The 18797-nt window shown below is 53.4% G+C and carries 13 protein-coding genes; 5 read left to right on the top strand and 8 right to left on the bottom strand.

Features of this window, described 5'->3' with window-relative positions; translation table 11 throughout:
* The first annotated feature begins 6 nt into the window (after nt 1-6).
* Nucleotides 7-630, top strand: coding sequence for a thiol:disulfide interchange protein DsbA (dsbA, locus tag ACMGGQ_RS20805; RefSeq protein WP_045909081.1), 624 nt, complete (start codon nt 7-9; stop codon nt 628-630).
* Nucleotides 631-653: 23 nt separating this feature from the next.
* Here the strand turns inward: dsbA and ACMGGQ_RS20800 are convergent, their stop codons facing one another.
* The gene (locus ACMGGQ_RS20800; RefSeq protein WP_024909221.1) at nt 654-1562 is read right to left on the bottom strand and encodes an acyltransferase; all 909 of its coding nucleotides are present in this window, start codon (nt 1560-1562) and stop codon (nt 654-656) included.
* 440 nt (nt 1563-2002) lie between these two features.
* Here ACMGGQ_RS20800 and polA point away from each other — a divergent pair, with 440 nt between their 5' ends.
* Nucleotides 2003-4795: a DNA polymerase I gene (gene polA / locus ACMGGQ_RS20795; RefSeq protein ID WP_420290455.1), complete on the top strand. Its 2793-nt coding sequence runs from the start codon at nt 2003-2005 to the stop codon at nt 4793-4795.
* A gap of 312 nt (nt 4796-5107) precedes the next feature.
* Here the strand turns inward: polA and yihA are convergent, their stop codons facing one another.
* Nucleotides 5108-5737 (bottom strand): ribosome biogenesis GTP-binding protein YihA/YsxC, encoded by a 630-nt coding sequence (yihA, locus tag ACMGGQ_RS20790; protein WP_048226811.1) that lies wholly within the window; start codon nt 5735-5737, stop codon nt 5108-5110.
* Nucleotides 5738-6314: 577 nt separating this feature from the next.
* Between yihA and yihI the strand changes: the two genes are divergently transcribed.
* Both yihI and hemN read left to right on the top strand, forming a co-directional pair.
* Nucleotides 6315-6830, top strand: a complete 516-nt coding sequence (gene yihI / locus ACMGGQ_RS20785; RefSeq protein ID WP_420290454.1) for a Der GTPase-activating protein YihI — start codon at nt 6315-6317, stop codon at nt 6828-6830.
* Nucleotides 6831-7018: 188 nt separating this feature from the next.
* On the top strand, nt 7019-8392 hold the full coding sequence (gene hemN, locus ACMGGQ_RS20780; protein ID WP_420290453.1) for an oxygen-independent coproporphyrinogen III oxidase: 1374 nt from the start codon (nt 7019-7021) through the stop codon (nt 8390-8392).
* Nucleotides 8393-8492: 100 nt separating this feature from the next.
* Here the strand turns inward: hemN and ACMGGQ_RS20775 are convergent, their stop codons facing one another.
* From ACMGGQ_RS20775 to glnA, 4 genes are all read right to left on the bottom strand, one after another.
* A complete protein-coding gene (locus tag ACMGGQ_RS20775) occupies nt 8493-8603 on the bottom strand; it encodes a YshB family small membrane protein (protein ID WP_032622955.1) in 111 nt (36 codons plus the stop codon).
* Between the two features lie 110 nt (nt 8604-8713).
* On the bottom strand, nt 8714-10126 hold the full coding sequence (gene glnG, locus ACMGGQ_RS20770; protein WP_023309765.1) for a nitrogen regulation protein NR(I): 1413 nt from the start codon (nt 10124-10126) through the stop codon (nt 8714-8716).
* An 11-nt stretch (nt 10127-10137) separates the two neighbouring features.
* Nucleotides 10138-11187, bottom strand: a complete 1050-nt coding sequence (gene glnL / locus ACMGGQ_RS20765; protein WP_032644301.1) for a nitrogen regulation protein NR(II) — start codon at nt 11185-11187, stop codon at nt 10138-10140.
* Nucleotides 11188-11357: 170 nt separating this feature from the next.
* Nucleotides 11358-12767 carry a glutamate--ammonia ligase gene (gene glnA / locus ACMGGQ_RS20760; protein WP_008501856.1) on the bottom strand — a complete coding sequence of 470 codons (1410 nt, stop codon included), beginning with the start codon at nt 12765-12767 and terminating at the stop codon, nt 11358-11360.
* A gap of 378 nt (nt 12768-13145) precedes the next feature.
* On the opposite strand from glnA, the gene typA reads away from it, so the two are divergent.
* Complete coding sequence (gene typA, locus ACMGGQ_RS20755; RefSeq protein WP_023331638.1) at nt 13146-14969, top strand: ribosome-dependent GTPase TypA; 1824 nt, start codon at nt 13146-13148, stop codon at nt 14967-14969.
* A 54-nt stretch (nt 14970-15023) separates the two neighbouring features.
* On the opposite strand, the gene ACMGGQ_RS20750 is transcribed toward typA, so the two are convergent.
* Together ACMGGQ_RS20750 and ACMGGQ_RS20745 are read right to left on the bottom strand one after the other, a co-directional pair.
* Nucleotides 15024-17879 (bottom strand): autotransporter outer membrane beta-barrel domain-containing protein, encoded by a 2856-nt coding sequence (locus tag ACMGGQ_RS20750; protein WP_420290452.1) that lies wholly within the window; start codon nt 17877-17879, stop codon nt 15024-15026.
* Between the two features lie 71 nt (nt 17880-17950).
* A complete protein-coding gene (locus ACMGGQ_RS20745; RefSeq protein ID WP_420290451.1) occupies nt 17951-18568 on the bottom strand; it encodes a helix-turn-helix transcriptional regulator in 618 nt (205 codons plus the stop codon).
* Nucleotides 18569-18797: the final 229 nt, after the last annotated feature.

The following is an 18797-nucleotide window of genomic DNA, read 5'->3' as shown; positions in this document are numbered from 1 at the left end:
TTAATCATGAAAAAAATTTGGCTGGCGCTGGCAGGTATGATTCTGGCATTTAGCGCTTCTGCTGCGCAGTTTACCGACGGCAAACAGTTCATCACGCTGGACAAGCCGGTCGCTGGCGAGCCACAGGTTCTGGAGTTCTTCTCGTTCTATTGCCCACACTGCTATCAGTTCGAGCAAGTGCTGCATGTTTCTGACAACGTGAAGAAAAAGCTGCCGGAAGGCACCAAAATGACCAAGTACCACGTTGAGTTCCTGGGCCCATTGGGTAAAGACCTGACTCAGGCATGGGCGGTGGCGATGGCACTGGGCGTGGAAGATAAGATCACTTCGCCAATGTTTGAAGCCGTACAGAAAACCCAGACCGTTCAGACCACTGCGGATATCCGTAAAGTGTTCGTTGATGCGGGCGTGAAAGGTGAAGAGTACGATGCCGCATGGAACAGCTTCGTGGTGAAATCACTGGTTGCCCAGCAGGAAAAAGCGGCTGCTGATCTCCAGCTTCAGGGCGTTCCGGCGATGTTTGTTAACGGCAAATATCAGCTGAACATGCAGGGCATGGACACCAGCAGCATGGATATTTTCGTACAGCAGTATGCAGATACCGTGAAATACCTGGTTGAGAAGAAGTAATTTCGTAGATGTAAAAACGCCGGTCACTGACCGGCGTTTTTGTATGAAGATTTTATCTTGTCTATCTGTTCGTCTTTCTCTTTCCAGAGCGTATTAAGCCACTGCTGGAAACGACGTTTGAAGTTCTTATCGTTTACGTAATCACCGTGCAGTTCAGCGTCAATCGGAACCAGATCGACGTGCACGACAATGCGCGTCAGTTTGCCGCTGAGCATATCGAAGAACGGCGTCCTGTCGTTTTCCGGATAGCAGAGCGTGACGTTAAGAAGTTTATCGAACTGTGCTCCCAGCACGTTAAGCGCCATCGCAATCCCTGCCGCTTTTGGCGGCAACAGGTGCTGATAAGGAGAGCGAGTTTGCTGGCGCTTCTCTTCCGTAAACCGGGAACCTTCAACAAAGTTCACGATGGTCGTAGGATGTGCACGAAACTTTTCACAGGAACGGCGCGTGGTCTCCACATCCTTACCGCGACGTTCCGGATGACGAATCAAATAGCTGCGCGAATAGCGTTTCATAAACGGCATATCGAGCGCCCAGCAGGCCAGCCCGATAAAAGGCACCCAGGCGAGTTGCTGTTTCAGGAAGTATTTGTTCATCGGGATGTGTTTGCGAAAAAGCACGCATAACACCACGATGTCCGCCCAGCTGTGGTGATTGCAGATCAGAAGGTACCAGTTCTTTTTGTTGAGACTCTCCAGCCCTTTGACATCCCACTTCAGATGCGGGTTAAGGCACAACAGGATCGCCAGCCCTTCGCACCAGCAATACATCATGAAGTTACAAAATGCGGACACGGCTCGCCACACCACGGGTACGGGCAGCAGCAGTTTAATGATCCCAGCGAGAATGATAGGCACGGAACAGGCGATCGTCACCAGGATAGTTAAAATGATGCTTAGCAGTAATGTTATTGCAGCGAGCAATCTCGACATGATGAGCTTTTTCAAATAGTTAGCTGTAAGTGAGCGACCGGCTAGTCGACGCTGGGCGCTGATTTTACCAGAAAACAAACGAATGAATGGCGCTTTCACATGATGATTTGGTGGCTTTTACCCTGGCGCAGCAGATTTCTCTGGGGTTCTGCGCGAATCAAGGCTTATATCCACATAGACTAAATTGCCATCAGTTGACCATATAGATAAGATCTAACAACATAACAGCATGATAATTAAGATATAAATATTACCTCATATGTGTTTTTCGCGTCTGTTATTCATATGAAGTGAAAATATTCACAAACTTATCCACAGTTTTATTTTTGCGAGCGATCCTCACGATCGCAAAATCTTTTCCTGTATCTGGCGCTAATAACTGATGTTTTCATCCTTCTGTGGCATCCTTTACTCATAAATTGATTAAAGGCACGGACATTATGGTTCAGATCCCAGAAAACCCTCTTATTCTCGTCGATGGCTCTTCTTACCTGTATCGGGCATACCATGCGTTTCCTCCTCTGACCAATAGCGCAGGGGAACCTACCGGCGCAATGTACGGCGTGCTGAATATGCTGCGCAGCCTGATCCTGCAGTATCAGCCAACCCATGCGGCCGTTGTGTTTGATGCGAAAGGCAAAACGTTCCGCGATGAGTTGTTTGAACATTACAAATCCCACCGTCCGCCAATGCCTGACGATCTGCGTGCGCAGATAGAGCCGCTGCATGCCATGGTAAAAGCCATGGGGCTACCGCTGCTGGCCGTTTCTGGCGTTGAAGCCGATGACGTCATCGGTACGCTGGCGCGTGAAGCCGAAAAGATGGGGCGTCCCGTGCTGATCAGCACCGGTGATAAAGATATGGCACAGCTGGTGACGCCAGGGATCACCCTGATTAACACCATGACCAACACCATTCTGGGGCCTGAAGAGGTCGTCACTAAGTATGGCGTGCCGCCAGAGCTGATTATCGATTTCCTCGCGTTGATGGGCGACTCCTCGGATAACATCCCTGGTGTTCCTGGCGTCGGTGAGAAAACCGCGCAGGCGCTGCTTCAGGGGCTGGGCGGGCTGGATACGCTCTACGCCGAATCAGACAAAATCGCCGGGCTTTCCTTCCGTGGTGCAAAAACCATGGCCGGGAAGCTGGAAGAGAACAAAGAGGTGGCTTATCTCTCCTATAAGCTGGCAACCATCAAAACCGATGTCGAACTGGAGCTGGGCTGTGAGCAGCTGGAAGTGCAGCAGCCTTCTGCGGACGAGCTTCTAAGCCTGTTTAAGAAATACGAATTCAAGCGCTGGACCACTGACGTGGAAGCCGGCAAGTGGCTGCAGGCAAAAGGGGCGAAACCTGCTGCAAAGCCGAAGGAGACGATTGTCGTTGACGCAGAAGAGCAGGCGGAAGAAGAAGCCGTGGTGCTTACCTTCGACAACTACGAAACCCTTCTTGAAGAGCCGCAGCTCATTGCCTGGATCGAAAAACTGAAAAAAGCGCCGGTCTTCGCCTTTGACACCGAAACGGACAGTCTCGATAACATCTCTGCCAATATGGTAGGCCTGTCATTTGCGACAGAGCCTGGTCATGCGGCCTATGTTCCCGTGGCGCACGATTACCTGGACGCGCCGGAACAGATCTCCCGTGAGCGCGTGCTTGAGCTGCTGAAGCCGATCCTGGAAGACGAAAAGGCGCTTAAGGTTGGGCAAAACCTCAAGTACGACCGTGGCATTCTGCAAAACTACGGCATTGAACTGCGCGGGATCGCCTTCGACACCATGCTCGAATCCTACATTCTGGACAGCGTCGCGGGCCGCCATGATATGGATTCCTTATCTGACCGCTGGCTTAAGCACAAAACCATCACCTTTGAAGAGATTGCCGGTAAAGGGAAAAATCAGCTCACCTTTAACCAGATTGCTCTCGAAGAGGCAGGACGCTACGCGGCTGAAGACGCTGACGTCACGCTGCAGCTGCATCTGAAGATGTGGCCAAAGCTGCAGAAGCACGAAGGTCCGCTGAACGTGTTCCAGCATATTGAGATGCCGCTGGTGCCCGTGCTGTCCCGCATTGAACGCAACGGCGTGAAAATCGATCCAACGGTGCTGCATAACCACTCCGGGGAACTGGCGCAGCGTCTGACCGAGCTGGAGCAAAAAGCGCATGAGCTTGCAGGCGAGCCGTTTAACCTCTCTTCGCCGAAGCAGCTGCAAACCATTCTGTTTGAAAAGCAGGGCATCAAGCCGCTGAAGAAAACCCCTGGCGGTGCGCCTTCAACCTCTGAAGAGGTGCTGGAAGAGCTGGCGCTGGATTACCCGCTGCCAAAAGTGATTCTGGAGTACCGTGGTCTCGCGAAGCTGAAGTCTACCTACACTGATAAGCTCCCGCTGATGATTAACCCGAAAACGGGCCGCGTGCACACCTCATACCATCAGGCCGTCGCGGCGACCGGTCGTCTCTCGTCAACCGATCCCAACCTGCAGAACATCCCGGTACGTAACGAAGAGGGCCGCCGTATTCGCCAGGCTTTCATCGCACCAGAGGATTATCTGATTGTCTCGGCGGACTACTCGCAAATCGAACTGCGCATTATGGCGCACCTGTCCCGCGACAAAGGCCTGCTGAGCGCTTTTGCCGAAGGGAAGGATATCCACCGGGCGACTGCAGCCGAAGTCTTCGGTCTGCCGCTGGACAGCGTAACCAACGAACAGCGCCGCAGCGCTAAGGCGATCAACTTCGGGCTGATTTACGGCATGAGTGCATTCGGGCTTTCGCGCCAGCTCAACATTCCGCGTAAAGAGTCGCAGAAGTATATGGATCTCTACTTCGAGCGTTATCCGGGCGTGCTGGAATATATGGAACGTACCCGCGCGCAGGCGAAAGAGAAAGGCTACGTTGAAACCCTGGACGGCCGCCGTCTCTATTTACCGGACATCAAATCCAGCAACGCCGCGCGCCGCGCGGGTGCAGAGCGTGCAGCGATCAACGCCCCGATGCAGGGTACTGCGGCGGACATTATTAAGCGTGCAATGATCGCCGTTGATGCCTGGCTCGAGAAAGAGAAACCGCGCGTGAAAATGATCATGCAGGTACACGATGAACTGGTATTTGAAGTGCACAAGGACGACCTCGACGCCGTGTCGAAGAAGATCCACGAACTGATGGAAAGCAGCATGACGCTGGACGTGCCGTTGCTGGTGGAAGTGGGAAGTGGTGAAAACTGGGATCAGGCTCACTAACGGTTCTTCGCATAACGCGCTGTTTATGTAAGTTTGCAACATAAGAACTCGCGTTTTGTGACGATCATTAGAATTCCCTATGTAAAGAATGAAAAAAAACTACAAAAAGTGCTTTTTCTACAGCACAAAAAGGGGTAGAGTTATCGGCGTAGGGTACAGAGGTAAGATGTTCTATCTTTCAGACCTTTTACTTCACGTAATCGGATTTGGCTGAATATTTTAGCCGCCCCAGTCAGTAATGACTGGGGCGTTTTTTATTGCGGCAAAGAAACTTTCGGGCAAAAAAAAGCGCGGCCATCGCCGCGCCCGGTATTACTCTTCTTCCGCTTCCGTCGCGGGTTCCAGCTCGTTAAACCAGGTGTCGAGCTTTTGACGCAGCTTGTCCACGCCCTGCTTTTTTAGCGAGGAGAACGGTTCAACCTGCACATCGCCGTTGAACGCCAGCACCGCTTCGCGAACCATATTCACCTGCGCTTTACGCGCGCCGCTTGCCAGCTTATCGGCTTTTGTCAGCAGTACCAGCACGGCGATATCGCTTGCCACCGCCCAGTCGATCATCTGCTGATCCAGATCTTTCAGGGGATGGCGAATATCCATCAGCACCACCAGACCTTTCAGGCACAGGCGTTTTTCCAGGTATTCACCCAGCGCACGCTGCCACTTGATTTTCATCTCTTCGGGTACTTGCGCGTAACCGTACCCCGGTAAGTCGACCAGGCGTTTGCCCTCTGCGACTTCAAACAGGTTGATCAGCTGGGTACGGCCAGGTGTTTTTGAGGTACGCGCCAGGTTCTTCTGATTGGTCAGCGTATTCAGGGCGCTGGATTTCCCCGCATTAGAGCGGCCAGCAAAGGCCACTTCAATACCGGTATCAGAGGGGAGGTGGCGAATATCGGGCGCACTGGTGACAAAATGCGTCTGTTGGTAGTTCCAGGTAGTCACGTGGTCGTCTCCAAAATCGTAATCTGAGGGGGATTATACCCGAATGCAGGCAAAAGGCTTTTCTGATTGCTATGCCCTGTAGGCGAATGCCCCCACCGGTGTGAGAGATCCGCCAGTGATGCTATGGGAGATTTCAGAGAATTCGCAGGCGTTAAAAAATGCAAACTGTTTTAAATCATAAGCTTATTTTCGGGTAATTGTCTGAAAATCTCTTTTTATACCGTTTCGTTGCTTGTTAGTTTAACGGAACAAGGTAAAGTGTGCGTCAGGGCGAGGAAGCCAACAGGAAATCGACTTAAGGATTAGGGTCAGGAGCGCCAGGAGGCGAAGACGCAGGATTGTCAGGACGACCAGCGCCTGGAGGCGTTTTAACAGGAAATGGAACCGTATCACGGACGGTATTAGCCAAGGGATAAACAGGGTTTGTTGTTGGCAAACATGGAATGTCTGACCCGCTAAGGGTTGTGAGTCAGGAAAAAAGGCGACAGATTGCTCTGTCGCCTTTTTTCTTTGCTTGCTTTCTGCTAGATTTCGCCGCAATTCTATACTGAAGAAAACGACTTAAAGATAAAACATCATGAAAAAACCAACCTCCGCTGCGGGCGCGAAACGCCCTGCAAAAGCACGCCGCAAAACGCGCGAAGAACTGAACCAGGAAGCGCGCGACCGCAAACGCGACAAAAAACATCGCGGTCATGCTGCGGGTAGCCGTGCCAACGGTGGTGGTGCAGCGGGCGCTTCTGCAAAAGGCAAACAGCAGAAAGATCCTCGTATCGGCAGTAAAACTCCCATTCCACTGGGCGTGACAGACACCCCGGTCACTAAGCAGCACAAACCAAAGAGCGAGAAACCTATGCTTTCACCGCAGGCTGAGCTGGATTTGCTGGAGAACGATGAGCGCCTGGACGCGCTGCTGGAACGTCTTGAAGAGGGTGAAACCCTGACCGCTGAAGAGCAGTCATGGGTGGATGCCAAACTGGATCGTATTGATGAACTGATGCAGAGGCTGGGCCTGTCATACGACGATGACGAAGATGAAAAAGAAGACGAGAAGCAGGAAGATATGATGCGTCTTCTGAAGGGTGGAAACTAACATTTGCACCCGGCAGGCACGATAGTCCTGCTTATAACCCTTCCGGTTATATGTTATCTGGTGTGGTTATTCGTTAAACTACGGCGGTTGTCGCGGCGACAGAAGTGGCTGCGCACCCGAATGATGGCCCGCAATGGGGTCAGAACGGGCCGCCGTATACGAACGCGACACCAACGGAAGGAGTGAGCATGTCAGCACCAACTATCGACTGGGATTTGGCCCTAATCCAGAAATATAACTATTCCGGGCCGCGTTATACATCATACCCCACCGCGCTGGAGTTCTCCGATGCCTTCGGCGAGGGGGATTTTCAGCAGGCTGTTGCGCGCTATCCTGAGCGTCCGCTGTCGCTCTACGTCCATATTCCGTTCTGCCACAAGCTTTGCTACTTCTGCGGCTGCAATAAAATCGTGACCCGCCAGCAGCATAAAGCCGACCAGTACCTTGACGCGCTCGAACAGGAAATTGTGCATCGCGCGCCGCTGTTCAAAGGCCGTCACGTCAGCCAGCTGCACTGGGGCGGCGGTACGCCAACCTATCTGAATAAAGCGCAAATCAGCCGCCTGATGACGCTTCTGCGCGATAATTTCAGTTTTAACGACGACGCAGAAATCTCGATCGAAGTCGATCCGCGTGAAATTGAGCTGGATGTCCTCGATCACTTACGCGCAGAAGGCTTCAACCGCCTGAGCATGGGCGTACAGGACTTCAATAAAGAGGTTCAGCGTCTGGTGAACCGTGAGCAGGACGAAGACTTTATCTTTGCCTTACTCAACCATGCGCGTGAAATTGGCTTCACCTCGACCAATATTGACCTGATTTACGGCCTGCCAAAGCAAACGCCGGAAAGCTTCGCCTTCACGCTGAAGCGCGTGGCCGAACTCAACCCGGACCGTCTGAGCGTCTTTAACTACGCGCATCTGCCGACGCTGTTTGCCGCCCAGCGTAAAATCAAAGATGCCGATCTGCCTTCTGCCCAGCAGAAGCTGGATATCCTGCAGGAAACCATCACCTCGCTGACCGACACCGGCTATCAGTTTATCGGCATGGATCACTTTGCCCGTCCGGACGACGAACTGGCGGTCGCTCAGCGCGAAGGGGTCCTGCACCGCAACTTCCAGGGCTACACGACCCAGGGCGATACCGATTTACTGGGAATGGGCGTCTCCGCCATCAGCATGATCGGCGACTGCTACGCGCAAAACCAGAAAGAACTGAAGCAGTATTACCAGCAGGTTGATGAGACGGGCAACGCGCTGTGGCGCGGCATCGCATTAACGCGCGATGACTGTATCCGTCGCGATGTGATTAAGGCGCTTATCTGCAACTTCCGTCTCGATTTCAGCGACGTGGAAGCGCAGTGGACGCTGAACTTCAGCGATTATTTCGCGGAAGACCTGAAGCTGCTGGCGCCGCTGGCGAAAGACGGGCTGGTGGATGTGTCGGAGAGCGCGATTGAGGTCACGCCAAAAGGACGTCTGTTGATCCGCAATATCTGCATGTGCTTCGACGCGTATCTGCGTCAGAAAGCGCGTATGCAGCAGTTCTCGCGGGTGATTTAAACTGCAATGCCGGGTGGCGGCTTCGCCTTACCCGGCCTACAAAAGTGCGAAATGTAGGCCGGGAAAGCGAAGCGCCACCCGGCTTTTCATCGCCAACTCGCTAGCTAAACAGCCCAACCAGCGCCGCACACAGCACCGCCGCAACGGCGGTTTGTGGCGTGTGGCTTTCAGCGGCTCCGCTAGAGAGCATATTCACGAATGTTTCCAGCATGATGTTCACCCCCAATTTCCGGGCACGATCATACAAAACTCATCGGAACAGTAAAGCGCAAAATAACGGCAATTTGCGCTCAATTAATAACCTTTACACAAGCGCGGATATTACTCCATTCCCAGCTCTTTCAGCTTGCGCGTCAGGGTATTACGTCCCCATCCCAACAGGCGAGCGGCTTCCTGCTTGTGGCCCTGCGTATGACGAAGCGCGGTGGTCAACAGCGTACGCTCCATCTCAGGCTGCGCTTCAGACAACAGGTTTTGATGACCGGAACGCAGTGCGCGGTCGGCCCACTGCGCCAGCAGCGTTGCCCAGCTGTCCGGCAAAGCATGCCCGGTGCTGCTTTCAGGTGCGGTCGCTTCAAACAGCTCGGCCGGTAAATCCTGAATCAGCACTTCCTGCCCGGCGGCCATCACGGTTAACCAGCGGCAGGTGTTTTCCAGCTGACGCACGTTGCCCGGCCACGCCAGGCGCGTCAGAGCGGCATCGGTTTCCGGGTGAAGCTGTTTGGCCTCCACACCCAGCTCGCGGGCGGCTACCTGCAGGAAATGGCGCGCCAGACGGGGAATATCTTCCCGGCGTTCACGCAGCGGCGGCAGATGAACGCGAATGACGTTCAGTCGATGGAATAAATCCTCACGGAATTTGCCTTCCTGCACGCGCTGCTCCAGGTTCTGGTGGGTCGCGGCGATAATGCGCACGTCCACCTTCACCGGCGCATAGCCGCCCACGCGGTAAAACTGCCCGTCGGCCAGCACGCGCAGCAGACGGGTCTGGACATCCAGCGGCATATCGCCGATCTCATCCAGGAACAGCGTGCCGCCGTCTGCCTGTTCGAAGCGCCCCTGGCGAATGGTATTTGCGCCGGTAAACGCCCCTTTTTCGTGCCCGAACAGCTCGGATTCAATCAAATCCTTCGGGATCGCCGCCATATTCAGGGCGATAAACGGCGCTTTTGCCCGCGGGCTGTGGCGATGCAGCGCATGCGCCACAAGCTCTTTACCGGTGCCCGATTCGCCGTTAATTAAGACGCTGATGGAGGAGCGGGACAGACGGCCAATAATGCGAAACACGTCCTGCATCGCCGGCGCTTCGCCGATGATGTCGGTGGTTGGCCCAAAATCGGGCGCGTGGCGCGGCTGCTGCTGCTCCTGATAGTGGCTAATCGCGCGCTCGACCAGCGCCACCGCCTCGTCGATATCAAACGGTTTTGGCAGATAATCGAATGCCCCTTGCTGGTAAGCGCTCACCGCGGCATCCAGATCGGAATGTGCCGTCATTATGATGACCGGAAGCATAGGGTGGCGTTGTTTGATCTGCTTTAACAGCGCCAGCCCGTCCATGCCCGGCATGCGAATATCCGACAGCAGAACATCGGGCGTTTTGGTGGTGAGTGCGTCGAGCACTTCGCTGCCGCTCTCAAACGTCGTGCAGCTTAATCCCGCCCCCGTGAGCGCGCGTTCAAGCACCCAACGGATGGAGCTATCGTCATCGACTACCCAGACTATCCCTCGTTGCATAAACGTCACCTTTATTTTTTAATCGGCAGGAAAACCGAAAACTCGGTATGTCCCGGCCAACTGGTAAATTCAATTTTTCCAGAGTGTTGATCAATCAAACTGCGGGCAATGGATAAGCCCAGGCCGGTTCCGCCTTCGCGACCGCTGACCATCGGGTAGAACAGAGTGTCCTGCAGATGCGATGGAATGCCGGGCCCGTTATCCTCGACGTCGATTCGGGCCGCAAGCCGGTAGCGCACGCCGTGTAACGTGAGCTGGAAGGCGGTACGGGTGCGTAAAATAATCTCGCCCCCGTCAGGCCCCAGCGCCTGCAGGGCATTGCGCACAATGTTCAACAGGACCTGCTCAATCTGATCCGGGTCATGGGCCAGTTCCGGCAGGCTTGGGTCGTAATCACGTACCAGCGTGACGTTCTCCGGCAGCTCCATCGAGACGAGCTTCACCACCCGTTCAGCCACTTTATGGATGCTTTCTGTGACGTGCATTCCCGGCTGCTGTGGCCCGAGAAGGCGGTCAACCAGATTCCGCAGACGGTCCGCCTGCTCAATGATGACGTTGGTGTACTCCGCCAGCGCAGGGTCAGGCAGCGCCTTGGTCAGAAGCTGCGCCGCACCGCGTAATCCGCCCAGCGGGTTTTTGATTTCATGCGCCAGACCGCGCACCAGGTCTCGGGCGGCAATTTGCTGTGCATGCTGAAGCTGTTCCTGGCTCAGTCGGCGCTGATTATCCATCGGCGCCATTTCCAGCAGGATCAGGCCTTCGGGAAGACGTTGCGCGGTCAGCGACAGAATGTGCGAACGCCCGTCGATCACCAGCGTCACTTCGTTATCGGTGAAACCCTGGCCCGCCTGTAAACTTTCCTGCATCAGGCCAATATTCAGCGAAAAATAGCTCAGGAGTTCCGGAAGTGGGGTGCCGAACAGTTTACGTGCGCTTTGGGCGAGCAGCTGCTGTGCCGCCGGGTTGGCGTAATGAACGGCCAGTTCGTCATCGACCAGCAAAATGCTGTTAATCAAAGAATTGAGGATCTGCCCAGCATCGGGCAGCGTGCCAGTTGCCATTCAGCAGTCTCCTGGAGTCGTTTGCACTAATTTAGTGCAGTATAGCGTTTTCGGCGTCAAAAGCGCGTGAGATCAGATTGTTGGTGGAGAAAAAAGCCCATCCGGAGATGGGCTAAAAGTTTCCACGGCAACTACTCCCGGCGCTTGTCACGCCGGGTAAAACAACTTAATTAAACGCTGTAGTACAGTTCGAACTCAACCGGGTGCGGAGTCATACGCACGCGGTCGTTCTCTTCAGTGCGCAGCGCGATGTAAGCATCGATAGCGTCGTCAGTGAATACGCCACCTGCAGTCAGGAACTCGCGGTCTGCGTCCAGCGCCTGCAGGGCTTCTTCCAGAGAGCCAGCAACCTGTGGGATCTCTTTCGCTTCTTCTGGCGGCAGGTCGTACAGGTTTTTGTCCATCGCTTCGCCCGGGTGGATCTTGTTCTTGATACCGTCCAGACCGGCCATCAGCAGTGCTGCGAAGCACAGGTATGGGTTAGCCGCTGGATCCGGGAAGCGCACTTCGATACGACGCGCTTTAGGAGACGCCACCACCGGGATACGGATAGAAGCAGAACGGTTACGCGCAGAGTAGGCCAGCATCACTGGCGCTTCGTAGCCCGGGACCAGACGCTTGTAGGAGTTGGTGGTTGGGTTCGCCAGGGCGTTGATCGCTTTAGCGTGTTTGATTACGCCGCCAATGTAATACAGCGCCTGCTCGGACAGACCGGCATATTTGTCACCAGAGAACAGGTTGGTACCGTTCTTGGACAGAGACATGTGGCAGTGCATACCGGAACCGTTGTCGCCAAACATTGGTTTTGGCATGAAGGTCGCGGTTTTACCGAAACGGTGCGCAACGTTGTGCACAACGTATTTGTAGATCTGAATTTCGTCCGCTTTTTTGGTCATGGTGTTGAAGCGGGTAGCCACTTCGTTCTGACCCGCCGTCGCCACTTCGTGGTGGTGCGCTTCAACAACCAGGCCCATCTCTTCCATCACCAGACACATGGTGGAACGAATGTCCTGTGCAGAGTCGACCGGAGGAACCGGGAAGTAACCGCCTTTCACGCCTGGACGGTGACCTTTATTACCACCTTCGTATTTGGTGGAGGAGTTCCATGCGCCTTCGATGTCGTCGATAGCCACGTGTGAGCCAGAAATAGACGCACCGAAACGGATGTCATCGAACAGGAAGAACTCTGGCTCTGGCCCGAACAGAACGGTGTCTGCGATGCCGGTAGAACGCAGGTACTCTTCAGCGCGTTTCGCGATGGAACGTGGGTCGCGGTCGTAGCCCTGCAGGGTGCCTGGCTCGAGGATGTCGCATCGGATGATCAGGGTAGGTTCTTCGAAGAACGGATCAATGACCGCAGTGGTCGCATCTGGCATCAGAACCATGTCGGATTCGTTAATGCCTTTCCAGCCACCAATGGAGGAGCCGTCAAACATTTTGCCTTCTTCAAAGAATTCGGCGTTCACCTGATGAGCAGGGATTGTGACGTGCTGTTCTTTACCTTTGGTATCGGTGAAGCGCAGATCAACAAACTTCACTTCATGTTCGTTCAGCATCGTCAAAACGTGTTCAGCGGACATACTTAACTCTCCAGATTGGTCATTGTCGTCGTGGTAACGAGGTCTTCAATTTCTGTTTGTACTGGCTGGTGCCATGTATTTTTTATAAAGCGAAATCTGTGCCAACTTTTAAAACACCCCAAAAAGGCGTTATCATGCGCACCATAGTGCAAAAGGGCTGCACCACGATGGATTTGTTGCACCAATATAGTGCTTCAATGTGAACATTGAGCACTATATTGGTGCAATTTACGTTAAAGTGCCCTTTTACCGCTCCGTGAAAGCGATCACAAAGCATCTCTGCAATACTTGTTTGCGGGGGATGTTTGTGATCCTGTTTTGTAGTGCGATTAATCCGTGTACAATAACGCGCTATTTCTAAATGCCTGAGGCAAAGTTGTGATCGAAAATTTGCGTAACATCGCCATCATCGCGCACGTTGACCATGGTAAAACTACCCTGGTCGATAAGCTGCTGCAGCAATCCGGTACGTTTGATGCGCGTGCCGAAACCCAAGAACGCGTGATGGACTCCAACGATTTGGAGAAAGAGCGTGGGATTACCATCCTCGCGAAAAACACCGCGATTAAATGGAATGACTACCGTATCAACATCGTTGATACCCCAGGGCACGCCGACTTCGGTGGTGAAGTTGAACGTGTAATGTCCATGGTAGACTCCGTTCTGCTGGTCGTTGACGCAATGGATGGCCCAATGCCACAGACGCGCTTCGTGACCAAAAAAGCATTTGCCCATGGTCTGAAGCCAATCGTTGTTATCAACAAAGTTGACCGCCCTGGCGCGCGTCCTGACTGGGTTGTTGACCAGGTATTCGACCTGTTCGTTAACCTCGACGCGACCGACGAGCAGCTGGACTTCCCTATCGTTTACGCCTCTGCGCTGAACGGTATCGCAGGTCTGGACCACGAAGACATGGCTGAAGACATGACCCCGCTGTATCAGGCGATTGTTGACCGTGTTCCTGCGCCAAACGTCGATCTCGACGGTACCCTGCAGATGCAGATCTCTCAGCTCGATTACAACAACTACGTTGGCGTTATCGGCATTGGTCGTATCAAGCGCGGTAAAGTGAAGCCGAACCAGCAGGTCACTATCATCGATAGCGAAGGCAAAACCCGTAACGGTAAAGTTGGTAAAGTACTGACTCACCTGGGCCTTGAGCGTATCGAGAGCGACATCGCTGAAGCGGGCGACATCATCGCTATCACCGGTCTGGGTGAACTGAACATCTCCGACACCATCTGCGATCCGCAGAACGTCGAAGCGCTGCCAGCCCTGTCCGTTGATGAACCAACCGTATCCATGTTCTTCAACGTCAACACCTCTCCGTTCTGTGGTAAAGAAGGTAAGTTCGTTACCTCTCGTCAGATCCTTGACCGCCTGAACAAAGAGCTGGTGCACAACGTTGCGCTGCGCGTTGAAGAAACCGAAGACGCTGATGCATTCCGCGTTTCGGGTCGTGGTGAGCTGCACCTGTCTGTTCTGATCGAAAACATGCGTCGTGAAGGTTTCGAAATGGCGGTTTCCCGTCCGAAAGTTATCTTCCGCGAAATCGATGGCCGTAAACAAGAGCCGTTCGAAAACGTGACGCTGGACGTTGAAGAGCAGCACCAGGGTTCTGTGATGCAGGCTCTGGGTGAGCGTAAAGGCGACCTGAAAAACATGAATCCAGATGGCAAAGGCCGCGTACGTCTCGACTACGTGATCCCAAGCCGTGGCCTGATCGGCTTCCGTTCTGAGTTCATGACCATGACTTCAGGTACTGGTCTGCTGTACTCCACCTTCAGCCACTACGACGACGTGCGTCCGGGTGAAGTGGGCCAGCGTAACAACGGCGTGCTGATCTCCAACGGTCAGGGTAAAGCGGTTGCGTTTGCGCTGTTCGGTCTGCAGGATCGCGGTAAACTGTTCCTGGGTCACGGTGCTGAGGTTTATGAAGGCCAGATCATCGGTATTCACAGTCGTTCTAACGACCTGACCGTAAACTGCCTGACCGGTAAGAAACTGACCAACATGCGTGCGTCCGGTACTGACGAAGCAACGGTTCTGGTTCCACCGATCAAGATGACTCTGGAGCAGGCTCTGGAATTCATCGATGATGACGAACTGGTCGAAGTGACTCCACAGTCAATTCGTATCCGTAAACGTCACCTGACCGAGAACGATCGTAAACGTGCTATGCGCGGTGCGAAAGAAGACTAATACGGTTAATCCGTAATAAAAAAAGCCGCTGATTTCTCAGCGGCTTTTTTGTTTTTATTTAAAGCTGTATTTCACCCCCAGCATCCCCTGCGTATCGCTGTAGCCTTTGTCGCCTATCTGCTGAGCCACGTTGCCCCATACGCTAAGCTGCGGCGTAATCTGCCCCTCTACGCCTGTCTTGAGTTCACCGATATTGCGCGTACCACGCATCTCATTGCTAACGTCATCCATGCGGATACGCGTGGTCTGGGTGTTGTGGATCCAGTTCGCTTCGATAAACGGCTGGAAGGTCCGTGATTTACCGTCGTCAATCGCGTTATGTCCGCTGATGTAGGCCTTCACGCCGAGGCGCGTCATCAGGTTCCCCTGGGTTTCGTCTTTCACCCGCGTGCCGTTGCGCTCACGATGGTCGTCAGCCTGCACGTCCATCCAAACGGCCTGCGCTTTCGGCTGGAGCCAGTAGCTGTTGCGGCCGCTTTCGCCCACCTTAACGCTATAGCCTGCTTCTACAGAGGCGGTCACGCCGCTGGAGCGATAGTTTTCAGTGGCCTGATCCTGTCCCATCACCTTATTGTCGAACCAGTTATACAGCACCCAGCTATCAACATAAGTGCCACTTTTATCCGCGTCGTTTGCGTACCAGGTACCGTACAGACCGACGCTATAGCCATTCACTTCACCGCGTGAGTGGTAGCCGGTCAGGCTGGAAGCGCTCCGGCTCTGACTGTTGCCGTAGCCCGCCATCAGGCCAAGATGCCAACGGTCCAGACCGTCGGTGCTCCACTGGGCGACATCGCCACCCAACTGCAGCACGTAGCGATTGGCGGTGGTTTTTAACTGGCCGCTGCCGTCTCTGAAACGCGTATGACCGCCGACGTTACGCATCCACAGGCTCGTCACTTTCTGCTCGCCAGTGAGCATGTCGGTGTACTGCGTTTCACCCAGACGGTCGTGCAGGCGGGTCATAAACAGCGTATTTGCCGCATAGCTGTTTGCCAGGTAGCTACCAAATTCCGGGCGATACTGATGCTCGCTTTTCGGTGGTGCAGGCGGTGGGACCGGCTCTTGCGGCGGAATCACCGGGTCAACGGGCGGATCTACCGGGTCAACAGGCGGGTCTACGGGGTCGACCGGTGGGTCAACTGGATCAACGGGCTCCGCCAGGCTGGTCAGGAACCAGTTTTTACCTTTTTGCACCACGTTATAGTCATAGCCCCCCGCCACGATACGGCTGGCCTTCTCAAAGGTGCCATCGGAATTGCCGCCAACGCTGACAATTTCAATCCCTTCTACGGTTTGTGCGCCAGTACCGCCAATGTTGTTCACTTCCACTCCGGTATGACCGGACGTGTTGCCTTCAACAATCAGCTTGTCCGTTTCCGAAGTGTCGTCAAACAGGACGGTATTGAAAACCAGCTTGCCGCCGTTGCCGATAAAATCATCCTTGATGGTCAGCGTTTGCCACGCCGCGTCCTCTGCATGCTGAAAATTAATCGTGCCGCCCGCATTCAGCGTCAGGCTGGTTAGCGTGGAGCTGTCGCGCAGATTCCAGACGGCATCATTCATCGTCAGTGCGATAGTACCGGTACCCGCGGCGTTGCTCTCAATGAAGGACGCACCATTCCACAAGGAGTTGTCATCCATCGTCAGCGTAATGGTACTGTTTTGTGTGGGAAGTGTGCTGGTGGCCGCGACGCCGCCCGCGGAAAGGACATCGCCGTTGAGGATGAATTTGCCTCCAGCGGACGCGTCAATTACCCCGCCGTTACTGGCGTTCAGGGCATAGCTTCCGTTGTCGCGATGGCCTGCGGTGGTAATGGTTGCACCACCCGCGAGGGCTATCACGCCGCGTGACCAGGCATACATCCCGTGCGGCGCTTGCGCGGAGCTACTGGTTTTCTCACTGCTGTTTACCGCAATGGTGACGTTATCTCCCAGATTCACCGCACCGGTGTAAGCATAGACGCCATGCGCGCTGGCACCGTTGGTCGTGATAGTGGCTCCTTCATCAAGGGTGATAGTTGACGAGCCGGTAGAATAAACCCCGGAGGCACTGGCCGCGTCGGTGGTAATCGTCGCGCTTTTGCCTAGCTCAATTTTTGACGCAGAGCCCGCATACAGGCCATAGGCCGATGTGCCGTACGTTTCGATGGTCGCCTCATTTCCCAGACGAACGTAAGAGCCGCTCTGGTTGGTGCGGATCCCTTCGGCGTAGGTACCACGCGTCACAATATGGGCACGATCGCCGACGATAACGTTATTTTTTGCCTTCGACGCATCATTCAGTGCATAGGCGCTAATCCCGCGTCCTGTGCTGCCCGTGGTTTCGATATAGAGATCGTCCCCCACATAAATATTGGCGGAGCCAAGCGATCCCTGGCTGAAGGAGCTGTAGCCGGCATTGATGCCGTCACCGCTTTGGCCATTAACGTAAATGTGTGTGCGATCGCCGGTAATGATAAATACCGGGTTGTCCGGCGTGTTCATACCGTGAGTACGAATACCGTCGACGTCTATACCATTATTGGCAGCCACTTTTGACTGGGTGCGAATCGTCAGATCGTCACCAAATATCACCCCTGGACTGCCGGACGTGGAGTTCTGAATAACGGTAACGGAATGCTCAAAGGCTTCCGCCCCAGGCCCTTCGAGGGTGATCCCATCTCCGTAGATCGGGATATTACCGGCGCTGTACTGGTAGACATAGTTAGGATCGCCGGTATTTTTGCTAAAGTTCGTGTTTGCCGTTGCAGGTATCATCGCCTGTATTTCTGCAGGCAAATCCGTTACCGCTCCGGAAGCGGGTAAATTAGAAAAATCTATTACCGCTGCATGTGCGGTAAATAGCGCTGACGACAACGCCAGCGAAATCGCAGCGGCGACTGGTGAGTGTTTCATTAAATATGGCATGACTGCCCCCTTTCTTTCAGGCGTAGAACATCCTCCACACCATTAAATGTGGGTAGGTAAACAGGTTGAAATTACAAAATAGAAACGAGAATTTTATGAATGCTGGTACCTAACTTCCTCTCAAGTCGTATTTTATGGACGTAAATTTTTTTAACATCAATGCCGTCTGTTTTTATAATCTCCTGAAGGCACGCTCCTGACAAAAATCTGTTAAGTAACGTGAATTCAACAGCATTTAAGATACTGCCGCGTCTGCTATTCACTCGTCTCCCGGTGAATAAATGGCTAATTTTTTCTTTTAATATAATGTCACTGTCATCCGAATAAATAACTCCCTTTATTTCACTGCGGTGAGTGAGAAAATAATTGGCCAATGCTTCCAGTTTGCGGTCTGAGATAATCACAATGTTCATGTTAGTTCTCGCCAGACGTTCAATCCATTGCGGATCGGCAAGTGCGCGCAGGTTGTACATCGAAAAGTCTACAAATATAAATCCGCGTAATAAGTGATTCTTGTTTCCTCGCACTATTTTATTTTCTACTGCAATCTGCAGGAAATAGTTATCACCTGGCCAAACTGCGAACGAGGCGTTTCCACAATATTGTGAACGTACTGCGTTATCTGGATATAACTGACAGGACAATTCACAGCTTATACAGCGGACAACCTTATGCGACGATGGTATCATCCAGTCCACTCCTGTCTTATTTTCACCGTCAATATTTCACTGCCATGCAAATGTGTCAATCTTGAAACATATCCAGTGGCCCTCTCTTGTTTATGAAAAATAGTGATAAAGAATATAAATTCCTGGTGATGCCTATTCTGTCAGGCCATAGCCATCGCGAAAGGACATACGTTGGTCGACGTATTCCAGGAATATTCATCAGTCCCTTAAGATTATTCGACAAAAAAAA

The organism is Enterobacter sp. BNK-13 (assembly GCF_048685015.1).
Classification (GTDB): Bacteria; Pseudomonadota; Gammaproteobacteria; order Enterobacterales; family Enterobacteriaceae; genus Enterobacter; species Enterobacter quasiroggenkampii.
The sequence above is the reverse complement of the archived record's forward strand: the minus strand, read 5'-3'. Positions and strand labels throughout refer to the sequence as shown.